Source organism: Pseudomonas sp. 2822-17 (assembly GCF_002742485.1).
Classification (GTDB): Bacteria; Pseudomonadota; Gammaproteobacteria; order Pseudomonadales; family Pseudomonadaceae; genus Aquipseudomonas; species Aquipseudomonas cyclaminis.
On sequence record NZ_LJRZ01000447.1, the window covers coordinates 47,045 to 62,750 of the forward strand.

The window sequence follows — 15,706 nt, forward strand, 5'->3', positions numbered from 1 at the left end:
AAAAATGCAGCGGTCGTGGTTATCAGGCGGTCCGGCTTTCGAAACCGTGCAACACGTTGACGGCATTGATGCCGATCTCATCGACCATGTAGCCGCCTTCCATCACGAACAGCGTCGGCACGCCCACGCTGGCGATGATCTCGCCCATGCCGAGGAAGTCGTCGCTGTCGAGCAGGAAGTGGCTGATGGGGTCGTCCTTGAACGTGTCGACGCCGAGGGAAATCACCAGCACGTCAGGGGCGAAGTGTTTTAGCCGCTGGCACGCATCGATCAGCGCGGTTTTGTAGCGATCCCAGGTGGTGTTTTTCGGTAGTGGATAATTCAGGTTGAAGCCCTCCCCGGCACCCACGCCGCGCTCGCTGCCAGCGCCGGAAAAGTACGGATAGGACACCGCCGGTTCACCGTGCAGGGAGATGAACAACACGTCCGGGCGGTCGTAGAAAATATTCTGCGTGCCGTTGCCGTGATGGAAATCCACATCCAGTACCGCGATGCGCTTGGCGCCCTGGGTGATGGCCTGTTGCGCGGCAATCGCGGCGTTGTTGAGGTAGCAATAACCGCCCATGTATTCGCGGGCCGCGTGGTGACCGGGTGGGCGGCACAGGGCGAAGGCGCTGTGGTGGCCTTCGTCGATCAGCGCCAGGCCGGTGAGCGCGATGTCTGCGCTGGTCTTGACCGCGTTCCAGGTGGTGGCGGTGATCGGCGAACCGGCGTCCATGGCAAAGAAGCCCAGCTTGCCGTCGATGAAGTCCGGCACCTGCTGGTTAGCCAGGTCACGCACCGGCCACACCAGCGGCAATGCGTCATGGCTGCGGCCGATGGCCGTCCATTCGGCCCAGGCGCTTTCGAGAAACGCCACGTAGCGCTCGCTGTGGGCATTGACGTAACAGGCACGGTCGAAGGTACGCGGCACGATGATATCGCCTAGCCCGACGAACTGGACGCGGTCACGTACGGTGTCGGCGCGGCTCGGTTGCTCGAACGATGGCTTGAGTACGCCATCCTTCAATTCGGTGCCGTGGTGCAAACGGTGGGCATCGCTGAAAACAGTCAACATGTGTAGATATCCGCCAGTGAAAGTCAGGCTCTATTTTGTTCTGGCAGTTTGGGACTTTCTTTGCTTTTACTTCTGGCACTGGTAGTTTTATCGGGTGTTTTTACCCCAGGCCCGAGCAGATATGAAAAATAAAACCAAACAGGTCGTTCTTGATGACACCGATCTCGCCATCCTTGCCTTGCTGCAGGAAGACGCGAGCATTTCCAATGCCCAACTCAGCGAGCGCCTCTCACTGAGCCTTACGCCCTGCTGGCGTCGCCGCAAGCGCCTGGAAGAAGAAGGCGTGATCAAGGACTATCAGGCCAACCTGGATCGCAAGCTGCTCGGCCTGGACATCCTGGCGTTTGTGCATGTGCGCTTTGCCATCCACACCGACCACGCGCCGGACGCCTTTGAAGCGGTGATCAAAGAGCTGCCCGAGGTGCTGTCGTGTCACAAGATCACGGGGGATGCCGATTACCTGTTGCAGGTGTTGGCGCAAGATCTGGACAGCTACAGCGAGTTTGTCGAAAGCGTGTTGAGGCGGCAGTTGGGGATTGCGTCGATCCAGTCGAGCCTGGCGCTGCGCGAGGTAAAAGCGACGAGCCGGGTGGCGATTGGGACGCGCGATTGAGCCCGGTACAAAAGCGTTCAACAGCGGCCGGTGATGGCTAATCGCCTGCTGCGTACATGTGAAAAATTCGTTAACTAATTCTTCCCAAAGGCTTTTTCCTACAGAATCAATCTGGCAAACTGATGCGAATAATTATCAACACTTTTATTATTCGCCAGGGACGGCACTCTAGGGGAGAGTCCGTTCCATGTCTGTGCACCCATCCGGCGGTAAAGGTTTTACACCCAGTTTGATTGCGTTGGCGGTCTGCCTGGCTACCTCGCACGCGGCCCTCGCCGCCGAAGCCGCGGCAACCACGCTGGAACTGGGCGCCACCCAAATCTCCGGCGAACAGCAGTTGGGCGAAACCACCGAGGGCACGCAGTCCTACACCACCGGCGCAATGAAAACCGCGACCAAACTGCCGCTCACCCTGCGTGAAACGCCACAAGCCGTCACCGTGATTACGCGCCAGCGCATGGATGACCAGGCGATGACCAGCATCAACGACGTGGTCAATGCCACGCCAGGGCTGTTCCTGAACTACTCCAACGGGCCAGGTCGGCAGTCCTACACCTCACGCGGTTTCGACATCGACAACCTGATGTACGACGGCATTCCGAGCGGCTATAACGGCGCTTCAGTGGGGGCGCAGCCAAACCTGGCGATGTTCGACCGCGTTGAAGTGGTACGCGGCGCCACCGGCCTGGTGACCGGCGCGGGCAACCCATCGGCCGCCATCAACCTGATCCGCAAACGCCCACTGGATGAACAGAAAGTCACCCTCACCGGCGCCGCTGGCAGCTGGGACGACTATCGTGGCGAACTCGACGCCTCCAGCCCGCTCAATGACAGCGGCACCTGGCGCGGTCGCGTCGTCACCTCCTACCGCGACGCCAACAGCTTCATCGACAACGCCGAGGAATATCACGGCCTGTTCTATGCCGTCACCGAAGCCGACCTGGGCGAAAACACCACCCTGACCCTCGGTTATTCGAACCAGAAGGACAAGACCAACTATTTCTGGGGCTCCTCGATGATCGGCCAGGACGGCCATCACCTCGACCTGCCCCGTTCCTACAACCCCGGCACCGACTGGGAAAACAAGGACCAGGAGATCAACACGGTCTTCGCCGAACTGCGCCAGAACCTGGCCAACGACTGGAAGCTGCAAGTCAACGCCAACTATGCCGAGCAGAAAGCCTTGTTCTCGGGCTCCTACCAATCGCGTTGGGCGGCGGACAAGTCGCTGGGACGAACCGTCTACCAAGCCGCCTACGACGAGAACCAGGCCGGCGTCGACGCGTTTGTCAGCGGCCCGTTCCAGGCATTCGGGCGCAGCCATGAGCTGGTAGTCGGCGCCAGCCGCCGCATTTACGACATGACCAGCCACGACTACAGCCCGTACGACACCAATTGGCCGATCAACGCCGGCAAACCGGACTTCGTGCACACCTCCGACACCCGCGAAATCACCACCCAGGACGGCGTCTACGTCACCACCCGCCTGAGCCTGGCGGACCCGCTGAAGCTGATCCTCGGCGGGCGCCTGGACTGGTACGACTACGATGCCCACGGCAGCAACAGCGGCGACTACAAAGTCACCCGCAACCTGACGCGCTACGCGGGCCTGATCTACGAGCTGGACGACCATCACTCGGTCTACGTCAGCTACAGCGACATCTTCACGCCGCAGAGCGCCAAGGACATTTCCGGCACGCCGGTCAAGCCAATCGTCGGCAAGAACTACGAGGTCGGCGTCAAGGGCGAATACCTGGGCGGCGCGCTGAATGCGAGCGTCGCACTGTTCCGTGTCGACCAGGAAAACCGTGCCAGCCAAGTGACCGTGCAGAACTGCCCGCAGACGGAGTGCTATGAAGCCTCCGGCGAGATCCGCAGCCAGGGTATCGACTTCGAACTGCAAGGCGCCCTGACCGACAACTGGCAGGTCGGCGGTGGCTACACCTACGCACGGACCCACACCATCAAGGATGAAGCCAGCCCGGAGAAGGTCAACAAGCAGTACGACACCGACACCCCGGAGCATCTGTTCAAACTGACCACCCGCTACAACCTCCAGGGCCCGCTGGAAAAATTCCGCGTGGGCGGCAACATCTCCTGGCAGAGCCGCATGTACAACGACATCAAACTGGCCGACGGCAGCACCTACCGCCTGCAACAAGGCGCCTACGCCGTCACCGACCTGATGGCCGGCTACAGGGTCAACGACCATCTGGACCTGCAGCTCAACGCCAACAACATCTTCGACCGCAGCTACTATTCGTCGATTGCCAACTCCGTGAGCTACGGCGGCGACTCGTACGGCAACCCGCGCAACATGATGCTGACGGCCAAGTACAGCTTCTGACCCTCATCAAGGCTGCCCGCTCGGGCAGCCTTTCCTCTTGTTGCGGCACTTAAAGTCCCCACCACAAATGCCGATAAGCCTTTTGGCACCCCGATCCTGAAAAAAACCTGATACCTGCTTTGCTCTGTACCCGCGCGCCATCGTGGCACGCCGCATGCTTTGTTCCTGGCCAGACCACATGGAGTAAGAGTGAATGCCTGTCCACGCGCGCTTCCTAGAGCACTACCGCAAGGCCGACCGCATCATGCTGGCGCTGATCTGGCTGATGACACTGTTCTCCGTAGGCCTGGCGTTCTGGCACGACACCCTGGCCCAGGCAATCGTCGTCGGTGGCTGCACCAGTGTGGTGCTGACCGCGCTCTACCGCGCCATCGGCGGCACCCGGGCAATGCGCTGCGCACTCGGCGCGGGCCTGATGATCATGGCCGCGCTGCACATCAACCAGGCCCAGGGCGTGATCGAATCCCACTTCGGGATTTTCGCCCTGCTGGCGGTGCTGACGTTCTACCGCGACTGGCTGCCGATCCTGGTGGCCGCACTCACCATCGCCGTGCACCACGTAGTCTTCCATGCCTTGCAGCATCAAGGTTTCCCGGTGTTCGTGATGGAACACCATGGCGGCTGGACCATGGTGTTTGTGCACGCCTTCTACGTGGTGATGGAAACCGTCGCCCTGCTCTACCTCGCCGTGCACAGCCACGCCGAAGCCGTCGAAAGCCAGGAAATGCTCGAAAAGATGCTCGCCGTCACCACCCAATTCACCGTGGAAACCGCCCAGGGCGAAGGCAAGGTGCACGTCTCCCTGGCCAAACGCTTCGACCACTTCCTGCACCAGATCACCGGCCTCATCGACGGGGTCGCCCGCGACTCCCACGGCCTCGGCCAACTCGGCCAGGAACTGGCCCACGCCAGCGGCACCCTTGAAAAAGGCGCGCGCCACCAACTCGCCGAAATTGCGCAAATGACCGACTCCATGGAGCGCATGGAACACGCCATGGGCAACATTACGGTGCACGTCGAGGAAGCCGTAGAACACGCCGGCGTCGCCAGCCAGCAAATCCTGCGCGGCCAGGAAAGCGTCGGCCGCGCCCAACACGAAATCACCCAACTGGCCACGCGCCTCAGCGGCACCCACCAGACCGTCCAAGGCCTGGCCGTGCAGGCCGAACAGATCGGCTCGGTGCTCGAAGTCATCAGCAGCATCGCCAACCAGACCAACCTCCTCGCCCTCAACGCCGCCATCGAAGCCGCCCGCGCCGGCGAACAAGGCCGCGGCTTCGCCGTTGTCGCCGACGAAGTACGCAGCCTGGCGCAACGCACAGCCGTCTCCACCCAGGAAATCAAAACCATCATCGACAGCTTGCAGCAAGGCAGCCGCGAAGCCGTCGAAGCCATGCACGACAGCCGCCAAGGCGTAGAGCGCTGCGTGGAAGACAGCCAGGTCGCGGTGGACATGCTAAGGGCGGTGGGCAATGACATCAGCCAGATCGATGCGCTGAACGGACGAATCGTCACCACCTCGCGGGAACAGAGCTCAGCAAACCTGGAAATTGTCGGGCGGTTGCAGTCGGTGCAGGGCATTGCCCAAAGCACCGCAGACGATGTGGAGATGCTGGCGCGGAGCAGCGAACAACTGCCGCCGATTGCAGTGCGGCTGGATGCGTTGGGGCGCCGGTTTCATCAGTGAGGTAGCGTTTCTGCCCCTGCTGAGCGACAGCTATGGGTCGGTTTTTGCCGGTCGCGATGGGCAGAAATCGGCCAATAGCTGCCTGTCGGAACCGGCTGAAATAGCCCCAGAGCGGTCATCTCCGCGTTCCAGTATTATCATGCTGATCTTCGGACTGTTTATTGGTAGGTTGATCCATGGGCAGAAGCGTTAGGCTTCAAAAAAAACTGCATACACGGCATCTGATGGAGACAGCTGAAGAGGTGATACTTGATGACAGCCTTGTTGGAAAGCTATGGGCGCTCAATCAAGGTGACAGATTTGAGTTGAATTCAGCTTCTCTCAGTTCTGCAGCCGTTCAAAAGTACCGCTTGGAATACGTGATAACGAGAGGCCCTGTTCCTGGGCACTGGCTGTACACAAAATTTAACCCCGAGGAACTTGTATTATTTTTTACGGCAAAAGACTTTGACGGCATTTGCCATGGCTGGACTCTGTTTGACGAGTGACAACCTCAGTTTTAGCTCTCTGAGAGGCAGCTTTGGGTCGATAGAGGCCTGTCGCGACTGACCGCTTCCGACCCATTGCAGCCCCTCGGCATCCGACTGGAATTGGTCAGGTATAGCAGAATTTAAGGTGGAACCATGGTCCAAGAAATAATTCAGTGCGAGCGCGCGGGCGTAAACCCGAAATGGCCTTCTTACAAAAGTGTGCTGGGGCGCATAGCTAAGGGGCCAGACGTCTCAGATGAATACGAGTTGAATGGCATCCGTGAATATGTTGAGCGCGGCGATGCATTTGCGAAGCCATCAATGCCTGTGCCGAATAGTGACAACGTTACGCGTAGCAGCTCCGAATGGATGGCCGTCACACGAGCCCACAAGGTATTGGCAACCGCACCAGATAACCCGCAATGGCTTCTGGAATTGGCCCATTGGCTGCGCTATTACCAAGTAGGAATTTGGCAGTTGTTCTTCTGGGCGGGCCAGTTCGACATTATTGCCAAAGCGGCAGGCAACAAACGACGCCGCCAAAACTACAGCATCCAAACCGCCACCAATATGATGGTCGCCATGGCGATCCTAGGCTGGAAGGATGCCGTCATCCATCAGGGCTATCTCACCCATGCGGCTCTCAACCGTGGGCATCAATTAGTGATTGAGTACGAAGAGCAACACCGCCGTGCCCAAGCCTTTATGCTGCGTGTGTTTGCCGATTGGGTGGGCGATGTCTCGCATCAATGGCCTGCTTATGCTTACGACGAACCCATCTACGAAGCCTTGTTGGCCAAGTGGCGCACTCCCAGCCCCGACGACCTGATGCCCTGTCTGTTGGCCGCGTGTGACCGCCACACTTGGCAAACAGGCAAAGAAAGCCAGAAGAATTCTTACGACTTCAATCAGGACTGGCACTTGGAGCGCGTGCCGGTGGAAATTCTCTATATCCTGCGCCTGCGCCAGTGGGAAGGTTTAGCCAATCCGCAGAAGATTGATCATCCGCTGTTGGCCGCGCCCTTTGATCAATTGCCGTCCGAACAGCCAGTGCCTGAGTTGGACGAGTTGATGCAAGGTGTGCTCAAGCGCGCAAGGGAAGACTGGCCAAATTACGATGACGTGCTGTCTTTGCCAGCGCTGAAAGGTTGAATAGGGTGCAAAAGGTACCAAAAGCTCTGTAGGAAAAGCCTCTGAATCGAAGCCTACGGCTGTGGGGATAGGCGGGCATGCCCAGCTAAAGAGCGCACCATCACCAGATCGCCCGTGGCTTGGGCCAGATGACTGAAGCACGAATGCCGCAACCAATGCGTCGTGGCTTCACCCAAACTCCGCAAGCCGCTGAGCAAGAGTTTCAACGCTACCCTTCGCATGCTTGCCGAATCGGTCAGGCAAAAACTGCACACACTGCTTACGGAGGCAGGGCAGCAGCGTGTGTAATAGCGAAATGGCCTGTCGTGCTATCACACTCTGTGCTCCCCCGATTGCGGTCCAGGCTGTCCGCTATGGGTCGAAAGCGGTTGATCATGAACGTCTGCTTTTGGCCAAAAGCCGCTGGTCGCGAACGGCAGCTGTCGGCCAAAAGGAGCCAGTCGGATGCCTCCAGGAAATCAGGGGCGATTCAGACGAGCTTAAGGCATTTCAATCTAAATTTTCTGACTATGTTAAATGGGGAGTAATGGATATTCTGAAAAAAGAGTGTATTGCCAGTGTGACGTTATTTAATTTGCGCCTGTCTGAAGGGGAACTAATGGTTTATGCAGATTGCATGCGCATTATCAAAGAGCGCCTTTGCAATTCCGAAATAGCGACTCTAACAGTTTGTGAATCTAAAGAGGAGCTAACTCACTTCTTGGAAGATATTTTGGAAGCGCTAAAACTAGTTGAAAGGCAAGAGTACGTTCCAGATAGGTTTAAGTAGTTTTTACGTCTGTGTCCGTTTTAATTTGTCTTGTTAGCAGGGTATGTTGAGTATCTTTCTGTCGGCAGGTGAAAGGCAGCTCACGGTCGATTTCTGCCTGTAAGAAAGGTCAGCAGTCGACCCATTGCAGCCCTTCGCGATCAGCGACAGTTGGCCAGAACCAGCTGTTGACTGACTTTGCGACCCGACATCACGATGTCGAACGGTGAGACTGAATAACGCTATTTCTTTTTTCAACCGGCCGCGTTGCCCGCTTGAAGTAATCAGAGCTCTGGGCCGCTAAATTTTCCTGATGCAATACACTCTAGAAAAATTCTTTGTTCTGGTTTAAGAAGTTTGCGTGGCGTATAGCCGTGCTCATCAGGCTCCCTCAGCCACCTCGTCAAAGCTCGGCTTGCAGACTCCTTGAGAGCTTGACGCTCTGCGTCAGTGAAATTATGTTCCATCTCATGAGACATAGACTCAATTTCTTTTACTACCCAATCTTCGTCAAACCCTAAATCATCGCTTGAAAAATTCAGCGTCCAAAGATAGTTCAAAGCTATGTCCGCGAGATTATTCATAAACGTTCCTAATTGTCCATTCAGAGGTATGCGTCCGGCTAAGTCATCTAGGTGCAGTCAGCATTCATGTCGTTCAGCGGCTCTGTAAGAGCTAAACAGCCGGAGAGTGACGGGGAGTACGATGACAATTCAGACACCACATGACACCGGTGACCAAAAGTGCAATCGCCGCAATTTCATATGAGTCGGGCAGCCGATGCTCCCATAGAAATCCTAAAAACAGCGCCGCTAACGTCTCAATCACGAGCACTTGTCCGCTTAGTGCCAGTGGTAGAAGTCGGCTCGCCTGGTTCCAGCACGCATTACCCACAACCGAAGATAAAAACGCTACGCCACCGGCTACCATGACAAAGTGTAGCCATTCGGAGTTGCCATGCGTTCCGACCTGCCAACCCAGGACAGGTACCGCCAAAAGCAGTGATTGAGCGCCAGTCATGACCCCTGTCAGCAGTGCCCAGTCATGGGCGGAAACGCTGGCTACCTGAGCCAGCCGCCGAGCGTTGCTCACTGCGAACCAGCTCCATGTCATTAACGCGCCCGCCGCGCATAGAATTCCGGCAATGTTTGTCAGTGTATCGGGCCTGTCGCCGTTGATCAGTGCGTGCCAGCTGATAAGTGTGACCCCGCCCACTGCGCAGCACAGCGAGGGAGTGAGCTTGCGCAAAGAAACGGCGTTGATGTCATGACGCCCTGCCAATGTGACGAACACCGGAATGAGTCCGACGATCAGAGACGTTGTGGCAATGCCAACCAACTGCACACCGGTGCCCACCAGCGTGTAGTAGATGAGGTTCCCAATCAGGCTAAGCCAGAAGAGTGACTTCCAGTCGGCCATAGTGAGATTGGCGCAAACGCGCCTCCAGCGAGGCATAAGCAAGGCCACCGAAATCGCGCCGTAGCAGAGAAATCTCAGAACGGCGAATTGCAGGCCGCTCAGGCCCGGGGTGAGCTGGGGGCCGAGGAAAATCACTCCCCAACACAGGCCCGCGCAAACTCCGTAGACAATGCCCTTTAACAGTGACCGATCAGCAAACATTTCATCCGCGCTCCAAAGCGTAATGGATGAAGTCTGGAGCAACTGATTCAGGGAGTATTGTCGGTAACTGCGGAATTTTTTACCCAGACTGTTTTTGCGTTTTACGATAAACCGCCGGGGTCGTGGCCCTCACGCGCTGCATGGCACGGGTAAGCGATGCCTGATCGCAAAAGCCAGCACGCAAGGCAATCTCGGATATGGTTAATGAGGTTCCACGCAACCATCGTTGAGCTTCTTGCAGGCGTAGATCGGTCAACCAGGCTTGCGGACTCATCTCGAACGATAGCCGGAATCGCTGGTGCAACTGACTCATGCTCATTCTTGCTACTTGAGCCATAGCCTCATTGCTCCAGTTGGCTCCAGGATCCGCCCGAAGACGGGCGATCAACTGCTCCATGGGGTCTGGAAAGCAAGAGATGTCGGAATTTAGGGACGACAAAAGCAAAGGCCCCAATTGGGAAGCAGCGATGGACAGCTGTGCGTTGCCGATTAGCTCAGCGAACTCTATAAGCCGACGAGTTGCGGGCGAAATGGGCACATAAATTTTCTGAGCAAGACGCTCTATCTGGAGCGTTTCCAGGGTCATCGGCGCACAGTCCAAAACTAGAAACCGGCTATCGAGGTTAGTTTGCTGCGAGTGGATCGAGCCAGGTGTCACAAGCGCTGCCAATGACTGATCAATGCAGCCGCCGCGACCGTTTACGTCAATTTCCATTTCGCCACGAATCGGCAGTACCAATTGAGCATACTCGTGGTGGTGGTGAGGGTGAGGGTTTTCCCTCTCATAGCTGCGAACTTCAAGGCTTAGAAACATTACTGCACCTTCCGGCCCATCTGGTTATCCAAGGTTGTCCCATAACGCCAGTTTGCACCCAGGTTAGGTCAGGCTTGCAACTGATTCTAACATTTACGGATCAGACCGTTGATCGGCAGACCCCATTAAAAAAAATGGCGGCGCCCCCAATTTTTGCCTAAAACATCATACAACTACCGCCAAACCTGCCAAAAATTGAATACGTCCGCCCCGCCGCGAAATCATCCAAACATCCTAAGCCAACCCTACAAGCCCCATATGCTGGGGTATTCTGTAAATCCTCGCTTGCCCCTTCGCTTGAAACACGCTACAAACCTACAACACAGTTGTACGATGACCATAAAAATAAATCGCCATTCCCGACGATGGCACCCCTTGTCCGAGCCCTTACCATGACACCCCCTGCCCCCGCCCTTTTCCCCCGCCACGTCGCCGTAATGATACTGCTCTGCATGGGCTGTGCCTTCGCCGGCAACCACATCGCCGCTCGCGTCGCCTTCGACGATGGCGCCGGTGTGCTCCTGGCCATTTTGCTGCGCTCTGGCGGCACTTTGTTGGTGCTCGGCGCGCTGGTGCTCTGGCAACGCCAGAGTGTGCGCCTGCCTTCGGGAGCATGGCGTTGGCAGTTGCTGTTGGGGCTACTCATTACCGCCCAAAGCCTCTGCCTTTACTCGGCCGTGGCCCGCGTACCGGTCGCGCTGGCGTTGTTGGTGGCTAACGTTTTCCCAATTTTGCTGGCGCTGCTGACCTGGGCATTAGGCGGTCCACGCCCGACGGCGCGCACCGCGTTGCTGATGGGTTTGATTCTGGTGGGGTTGGTGTTTGTGCTGGACGTGCCGACTCGGCTCTCGGCCGACGCCGACATCGGCCCGCAATGGCTGCTGGGCGTTACCCTCGCCCTCTGCGCCGCCTTCGTGTTCGCTTGCGCGCTGTGGATCACCGATCACAAGTTGTCCCAGGTACGGGGTTCGGTGCGCAGCCTGCTGACGATCTTCATTGTGTTCAGCAGCGTGAACCTTGCTGGCTGGAGTGGCGCGCTTGCCAACGGCCTTAACCCGCCAGCGTCGCCGACCGGCTGGCTGGCGCTGGCGACGTTGGTGGTGCTGTATGGCACCGGTTTTATCGTGCTGTTCATGTCGGTGCCGCGCCTGGATATGCCGCGCAATGCGCCGGTCATGAACATTGAGCCGCTGGCGACGCTGCTGATGGGCTGGCTCGTGCTCGATCAAATGCTCAGCGCCGGGCAGGTGGCCGGCGGCGTCATTGTGGTGACGGGGATTGTGCTGCTGACGTATCGCAAGTCCGCCCAGCGTTCCGCCAAGGCCTGAAGCGGGCCGGTCCCGGCGCGAAGAAGTCGCTGCTGACTACGCGCAGGCCTCTTTTGAACCCCGCCGCCCGCCCACCACCTCGGATAATCAGGCATCCCCCTGCGCACTCCGAGGCCTTCACCCATGACGAGCTCATCCACCGAACAGGTCAGCCCCCAAACCCTGAGAAAAGTCATCATCGCCGCCGGCATCGGTAACTTCGTCGAGTGGTTTGATTTCGCCGTCTACGGTTTCCTCGCCACGACCATCGCCCAACAATTTTTCCCCAGTGGGGACGCCAGCGCGGCGCTACTCAAGACGTTTGCCGTGTTTGCCGTGGCCTTTGCCTTTCGGCCGTTGGGCGGGATTTTCTTCGGCATGCTGGGCGACCGCATCGGCCGCAAGCGCACCCTGGCGATGACGATTTTGCTGATGGCCGGCGCGACCACCTTGATTGGCCTGTTGCCCACTTATGCCGCCATCGGCGTCGCAGCGCCGATTCTGTTGTCGTTGATCCGCTGCGCCCAGGGTTTCTCTGCCGGGGGCGAATACGCCGGGGCCTGCGCCTATTTGATGGAGCATGCGCCGAGCGACAAACGCGCCTGGTATGGCAGTTTCGTGCCGGTGTCCACGTTCTCCGCGTTCGCCGCCGCCGCGGTGGTGGCGTACGCCCTGGAAGCGTCGTTGTCCGCCGAGGCGATGGGCAGCTGGGGCTGGCGCTTGCCGTTCCTGATCGCCGCACCACTGGGTTTGGTGGGGCTGTATCTGCGTTGGAAACTGGATGAGACGCCGGCCTTCCAGGCCGTGAAGCAGGAACACGCGGTTGCCCACTCTCCACTCAAGGAAACCTTGCGCAACCACGGCGCGGCGATCTGCTGCCTGGGCGCGTTTGTGTCGCTGACGGCGTTGTCGTTTTATATGTTCACCACCTACTTTGCGACGTACCTGCAAGTGGCAGGCGGACTGAGTCGGGCGGTGGCGTTGCTGGTGTCGCTGATCGCGCTGATTTTCGCCGCGGCGATCTGCCCGCTGGCGGGGCTGTATTCGGACCGGGTCGGGCGTCGGGTCACGGTGATGACGGCCTGCGTGTTGCTGATGGTGGTGGTGTATCCATCGTTCCTGATGGCCAGTTCCGGGTCGTTCGCAGCATCGATTGTGGGGGTGATGCTGCTTGCGGTGGGTGCGGTGTTGTGTGGAGTGGTCACGGCGGCGTTGCTCTCGGAAACCTTTCCGACTCGGACGCGATATACCGCCTCGGCGATCACCTACAACATGGCCTATACAATTTTCGGCGGCACCGCGCCGCTGATGGCGACGTGGTTGATCAGCACCACGGGCAGCAACCTGTCACCGGCGTTTTATCTGATTGCGGTGGCCGTGTTGGCACTGGCAGGCGGGTTGGCGTTGCCGGAGACGTCGAGGATCTCGCTGCATGATGTGGGTTCGGAAGAAAAACGCGCGGCGACGGTGCTTTCGCGTCAGGCCTAAAAAACGCTACAGGCTTGCCCGCGACGGCGGCGGGCAAGCCATAACAACAGAGCGCAGGCGCATCCTCAGCGCTTCACACACACAAACAACGCGTTCCCGGTCGTGCCAGCCCAAGGCGTAATCCGCTCATAGTCATGCTCAAAAACCTGCACTTCAAAATGCACCTGCAGCAATTGCTGCAACTCGACGAAACTCAGCGCAACCATAGCGTGCTCGTCCTGCCAAGCCTGCGTCACGCCCGCCGTGGTCTTCTCGATACTCAGGCGTAACGCCTGCTGCTCACCTGCCCCGCTGTAGTGCCAGCCGGAACCGAAAGTGAAGTGGCTGCCTTCCCACTCAACGCTATGGCGCACCAGCAAACGGTTGTCGATGTGCAGCTTGTCCACCGCGTTGAAGCAAAACACGCCGTTTTCAGCGAGCGCAGCGTGCACGCTGGCAAGGCAAGCGCGCAGTTGGGCCAGGCTGGCGTTGTAATGGGTCGAGTAGAGAAAGCAGGTGATCAGATCTTGCGCGTCGTCCACCTGGAAACCCGCCATGTCCTGGCAGCTGAACAGTGCCTCGGGGCAGCGCCGTTGGGCGAGGTCGAGCATCGGCTGGCTGATGTCCAGGCCGGCGCTGCGGTAGCCGAAGTCGAGGAAATGGCGCACGTGAGGGCCGGTACCGCAGGCCAGGTCCAGGTGCCGGCGTCCGCCATTGCCGAACAGTTGGTGCAGGCGGTGCACGCTGTGGCTTTGTGCGCGGTAGTCGATGTCGGCACACATCAGGTCGTAATAGATGGACAGGTCGGTGTACAGCGCATTGGAGGACATAGGTGGCCAGAGCGGTCGGCGGGAATTTCGCGGCGGCATGGTAACTCAGTCCAGCGCGAGAACCGCTACACTCGCACCTCAATCATCCGCCAAGGAGGCAACCATGAGCGTTCATGGTCATGACCGACAGATCGACAATATCGAATTCAACGTAGGCGACATCGCCCGCAGCAAAGCCTTCTACGGCGCAGTGTTCGGCTGGACATTCGTGGATTACGGGCCGGCCTACACCGAGTTCAGCGATGGCCGGCTGACGGGCGGGTTCACGACGGGAGAGCCGGTTCGACCGGGTGGGCCGTTGGTGATTCTGTATGCCGATGACCTGGAAGGCACGCAGCAGCGGATCAAGACCGCAGGCGCTGTGATAATCCGCGAGACGTTTGCGTTCCCCGGCGGGCGCAGGTTCCACTTCATTGATCCGGATGGGTATGAATTGGCGGTATGGAGCGTACAACCCTAAGCTGACGCTCAACCAAACAGAGGCAGGCCTGTGACCTGCCTCGCTTTTTATCGTGCGTGGTAATCGGCCACCAACTTGTCCAGAAACAAAAACAGCTTCTGGTTCATTTCATCGTATTCGTTGGCCCGCAACTCGGCGGGTTGCTGAACAAATCGCTGATCAACCAGCGTTCGCAATTGCACATCGGATGCCTGGATCAACTGCTCCACGACGTCTTGTGTGAGTTCCATATGGCATTGGAAGCCATAGACCAAAGGGGTGTATTCGACGATCTGACGCGGACAACCCTCACTTCGCGCGATGATTTTTGCATCCGGCGTGAGCCCTGGCATGTCGTTGTGCCAATGGCCGACGTCCAAGGTTTCCCCAAAATGCGCGAACTTCGGATTCGCCGAGCCGTCCTGGCTCAGGTAAATCGGGAACTTGCCAATTTCCTTTTCGGGACTGTGGCTGAACGTCGCGCCCAGGGCTTCACCGATCAATTGCGCCCCCAGGCACACTCCAACCACAGCACGTCGGGCCGAAATGGCTTCATTAATGAGCGCACACTCGGCAACGGCATTGAAATGCGCACATTGCGCCTGCGTCGTTGCCGGATCTTGTGGGCCACCCAACACCACCAACAGGTCGAACGATGCTGCGCTGGCTGGCAGCGCATTCTGCAGGTACACGCGGGAATAAGTGGCTTGATAGCTGCGAGCTTTTACCCAGTCCTCAAATGCACCGGGGGCTTCGTAGGATTCATGCACCAAAAAATGGACTTTCAATTCTTCACCCTCAGATTCAACGAACGTCGCATGACCATCAGAACCAAGCCCTTACGGACCACCGACAAAGACACAAATAAATAATAATGACACTTTGTGTCATTAGCAAGATTCATCTGCATCAGCTCTCATGAACCCTTGCCGCCTTCACATCCAGCGCTACTGCAACGGCACATAAATATCGGTTTGCCATTGATCCTGCGGCGTCTCGGGGTAAATGCTCAGGTACTCGAAAAACAGGGGCTGGTCGCGAAGCTCCTCGCCACAGGCACAGCGTCGCCCATGCGCCGAAAAAAGACAGCAAGCCGACCGCCCGGTTGCGACTCAACCAATACCGACCTACTGTTTCATGTCTGCCTTGCGTACC

General features: G+C 58.1%; 15 protein-coding genes and 1 pseudogene. 9 read left to right on the plus strand and 7 right to left on the minus strand.

Features of this window, described 5'->3' with window-relative positions; translation table 11 throughout:
* Positions 1-22: 22 nt before the first annotated feature.
* On the minus strand, positions 23-1,057 hold the full coding sequence (locus AOA60_RS16230; protein WP_099585305.1) for a histone deacetylase family protein: 1,035 nt from the start codon (positions 1,055-1,057) through the stop codon (positions 23-25).
* Positions 1,058-1,178: 121 nt separating this feature from the next.
* On the opposite strand from AOA60_RS16230, the gene AOA60_RS16235 reads away from it, so the two are divergent.
* The 6 genes from AOA60_RS16235 to AOA60_RS33350 all read left to right on the plus strand — a co-directional run bounded on the left by AOA60_RS16235 (position 1,179) and on the right by AOA60_RS33350 (position 8,095).
* Positions 1,179-1,670 (plus strand): Lrp/AsnC family transcriptional regulator, encoded by a 492-nt coding sequence (locus AOA60_RS16235; RefSeq protein WP_099585306.1) that lies wholly within the window; start codon positions 1,179-1,181, stop codon positions 1,668-1,670.
* Positions 1,671-1,857: 187 nt separating this feature from the next.
* Positions 1,858-4,017 carry a TonB-dependent siderophore receptor gene (locus tag AOA60_RS16240; RefSeq protein WP_099585307.1) on the plus strand — a complete coding sequence of 720 codons (2,160 nt, stop codon included), beginning with the start codon at positions 1,858-1,860 and terminating at the stop codon, positions 4,015-4,017.
* A 193-nt stretch (positions 4,018-4,210) separates the two neighbouring features.
* Positions 4,211-5,704 (plus strand): methyl-accepting chemotaxis protein, encoded by a 1,494-nt coding sequence (locus AOA60_RS34165; RefSeq protein ID WP_099585308.1) that lies wholly within the window; start codon positions 4,211-4,213, stop codon positions 5,702-5,704.
* A 176-nt stretch (positions 5,705-5,880) separates the two neighbouring features.
* Entirely contained in the window at positions 5,881-6,192 is a 312-nt protein-coding gene (locus tag AOA60_RS16250) for a hypothetical protein (RefSeq protein WP_099585309.1), read from the plus strand.
* Positions 6,193-6,651: 459 nt separating this feature from the next.
* Entirely contained in the window at positions 6,652-7,326 is a 675-nt protein-coding gene (locus AOA60_RS16255; RefSeq protein ID WP_099585385.1) for a hypothetical protein, read from the plus strand.
* 388 nt (positions 7,327-7,714) lie between these two features.
* The gene (locus tag AOA60_RS33350; RefSeq protein ID WP_218240675.1) at positions 7,715-8,095 is read left to right on the plus strand and encodes a hypothetical protein; all 381 of its coding nucleotides are present in this window, start codon (positions 7,715-7,717) and stop codon (positions 8,093-8,095) included.
* Between the two features lie 263 nt (positions 8,096-8,358).
* On the opposite strand, the gene AOA60_RS16270 is transcribed toward AOA60_RS33350, so the two are convergent.
* The 3 genes from AOA60_RS16270 to AOA60_RS16280 form a co-directional block, all read right to left on the minus strand.
* On the minus strand, positions 8,359-8,658 hold the full coding sequence (locus AOA60_RS16270) for a hypothetical protein (RefSeq protein ID WP_099585310.1): 300 nt from the start codon (positions 8,656-8,658) through the stop codon (positions 8,359-8,361).
* Positions 8,659-8,749: 91 nt separating this feature from the next.
* A complete protein-coding gene (locus AOA60_RS16275) occupies positions 8,750-9,694 on the minus strand; it encodes a DMT family transporter (RefSeq protein WP_099585311.1) in 945 nt (314 codons plus the stop codon).
* A gap of 79 nt (positions 9,695-9,773) precedes the next feature.
* Positions 9,774-10,508, minus strand: a complete 735-nt coding sequence (locus AOA60_RS16280) for an AraC family transcriptional regulator (protein ID WP_099585312.1) — start codon at positions 10,506-10,508, stop codon at positions 9,774-9,776.
* 392 nt (positions 10,509-10,900) lie between these two features.
* On the opposite strand from AOA60_RS16280, the gene AOA60_RS16285 reads away from it, so the two are divergent.
* On the plus strand, positions 10,901-11,836 hold the full coding sequence (locus AOA60_RS16285; protein WP_099585313.1) for a DMT family transporter: 936 nt from the start codon (positions 10,901-10,903) through the stop codon (positions 11,834-11,836).
* A gap of 123 nt (positions 11,837-11,959) precedes the next feature.
* Positions 11,960-13,303 (plus strand): MFS transporter, encoded by a 1,344-nt coding sequence (locus tag AOA60_RS16290; protein WP_099585314.1) that lies wholly within the window; start codon positions 11,960-11,962, stop codon positions 13,301-13,303.
* A 65-nt stretch (positions 13,304-13,368) separates the two neighbouring features.
* Here the strand turns inward: AOA60_RS16290 and AOA60_RS16295 are convergent, their stop codons facing one another.
* Positions 13,369-14,112 (minus strand): class I SAM-dependent methyltransferase, encoded by a 744-nt coding sequence (locus AOA60_RS16295; protein ID WP_160385004.1) that lies wholly within the window; start codon positions 14,110-14,112, stop codon positions 13,369-13,371.
* Positions 14,113-14,215: 103 nt separating this feature from the next.
* Here AOA60_RS16295 and AOA60_RS16300 point away from each other — a divergent pair, with 103 nt between their 5' ends.
* Positions 14,216-14,572 carry a VOC family protein gene (locus AOA60_RS16300; protein ID WP_099585316.1) on the plus strand — a complete coding sequence of 119 codons (357 nt, stop codon included), beginning with the start codon at positions 14,216-14,218 and terminating at the stop codon, positions 14,570-14,572.
* Between the two features lie 47 nt (positions 14,573-14,619).
* On the opposite strand, the gene AOA60_RS16305 is transcribed toward AOA60_RS16300, so the two are convergent.
* A complete protein-coding gene (locus tag AOA60_RS16305) occupies positions 14,620-15,339 on the minus strand; it encodes a GMP synthase (RefSeq protein ID WP_099585317.1) in 720 nt (239 codons plus the stop codon).
* A 159-nt stretch (positions 15,340-15,498) separates the two neighbouring features.
* Positions 15,499-15,609: pseudogene (locus AOA60_RS33940) on the minus strand (GyrI-like domain-containing protein); the annotation flags it as partial.
* Positions 15,610-15,706: the final 97 nt, after the last annotated feature.

Excerpts from the sequence above, each read along its gene's own strand:
- AOA60_RS34165 (WP_099585308.1), top strand. The coding sequence starts at position 4,211 with ATGCCTGTCCACGCGCGCTTCCTAGAGCACTACCGCAAGGCCGACCGC.
- AOA60_RS16240 (WP_099585307.1), top strand. The coding sequence starts at position 1,858 with ATGTCTGTGCACCCATCCGGCGGTAAAGGTTTTACACCCAGTTTGATT.
- AOA60_RS16250 (WP_099585309.1), top strand. The coding sequence starts at position 5,881 with ATGGGCAGAAGCGTTAGGCTTCAAAAAAAACTGCATACACGGCATCTG.
- AOA60_RS16280 (WP_099585312.1), bottom strand. The coding sequence starts at position 10,508 with ATGTTTCTAAGCCTTGAAGTTCGCAGCTATGAGAGGGAAAACCCTCAC.
- AOA60_RS16270 (WP_099585310.1), bottom strand. The coding sequence starts at position 8,658 with ATGAATAATCTCGCGGACATAGCTTTGAACTATCTTTGGACGCTGAAT.
- AOA60_RS16230 (WP_099585305.1), bottom strand. The coding sequence starts at position 1,057 with ATGTTGACTGTTTTCAGCGATGCCCACCGTTTGCACCACGGCACCGAA.
- AOA60_RS16300 (WP_099585316.1), top strand. The coding sequence starts at position 14,216 with ATGAGCGTTCATGGTCATGACCGACAGATCGACAATATCGAATTCAAC.
- AOA60_RS16295 (WP_160385004.1), bottom strand. The coding sequence starts at position 14,112 with ATGTCCTCCAATGCGCTGTACACCGACCTGTCCATCTATTACGACCTG.
- AOA60_RS16290 (WP_099585314.1), top strand. The coding sequence starts at position 11,960 with ATGACGAGCTCATCCACCGAACAGGTCAGCCCCCAAACCCTGAGAAAA.
- AOA60_RS16235 (WP_099585306.1), top strand. The coding sequence starts at position 1,179 with ATGAAAAATAAAACCAAACAGGTCGTTCTTGATGACACCGATCTCGCC.
- AOA60_RS16285 (WP_099585313.1), top strand. The coding sequence starts at position 10,901 with ATGACACCCCCTGCCCCCGCCCTTTTCCCCCGCCACGTCGCCGTAATG.
- AOA60_RS16275 (WP_099585311.1), bottom strand. The coding sequence starts at position 9,694 with ATGTTTGCTGATCGGTCACTGTTAAAGGGCATTGTCTACGGAGTTTGC.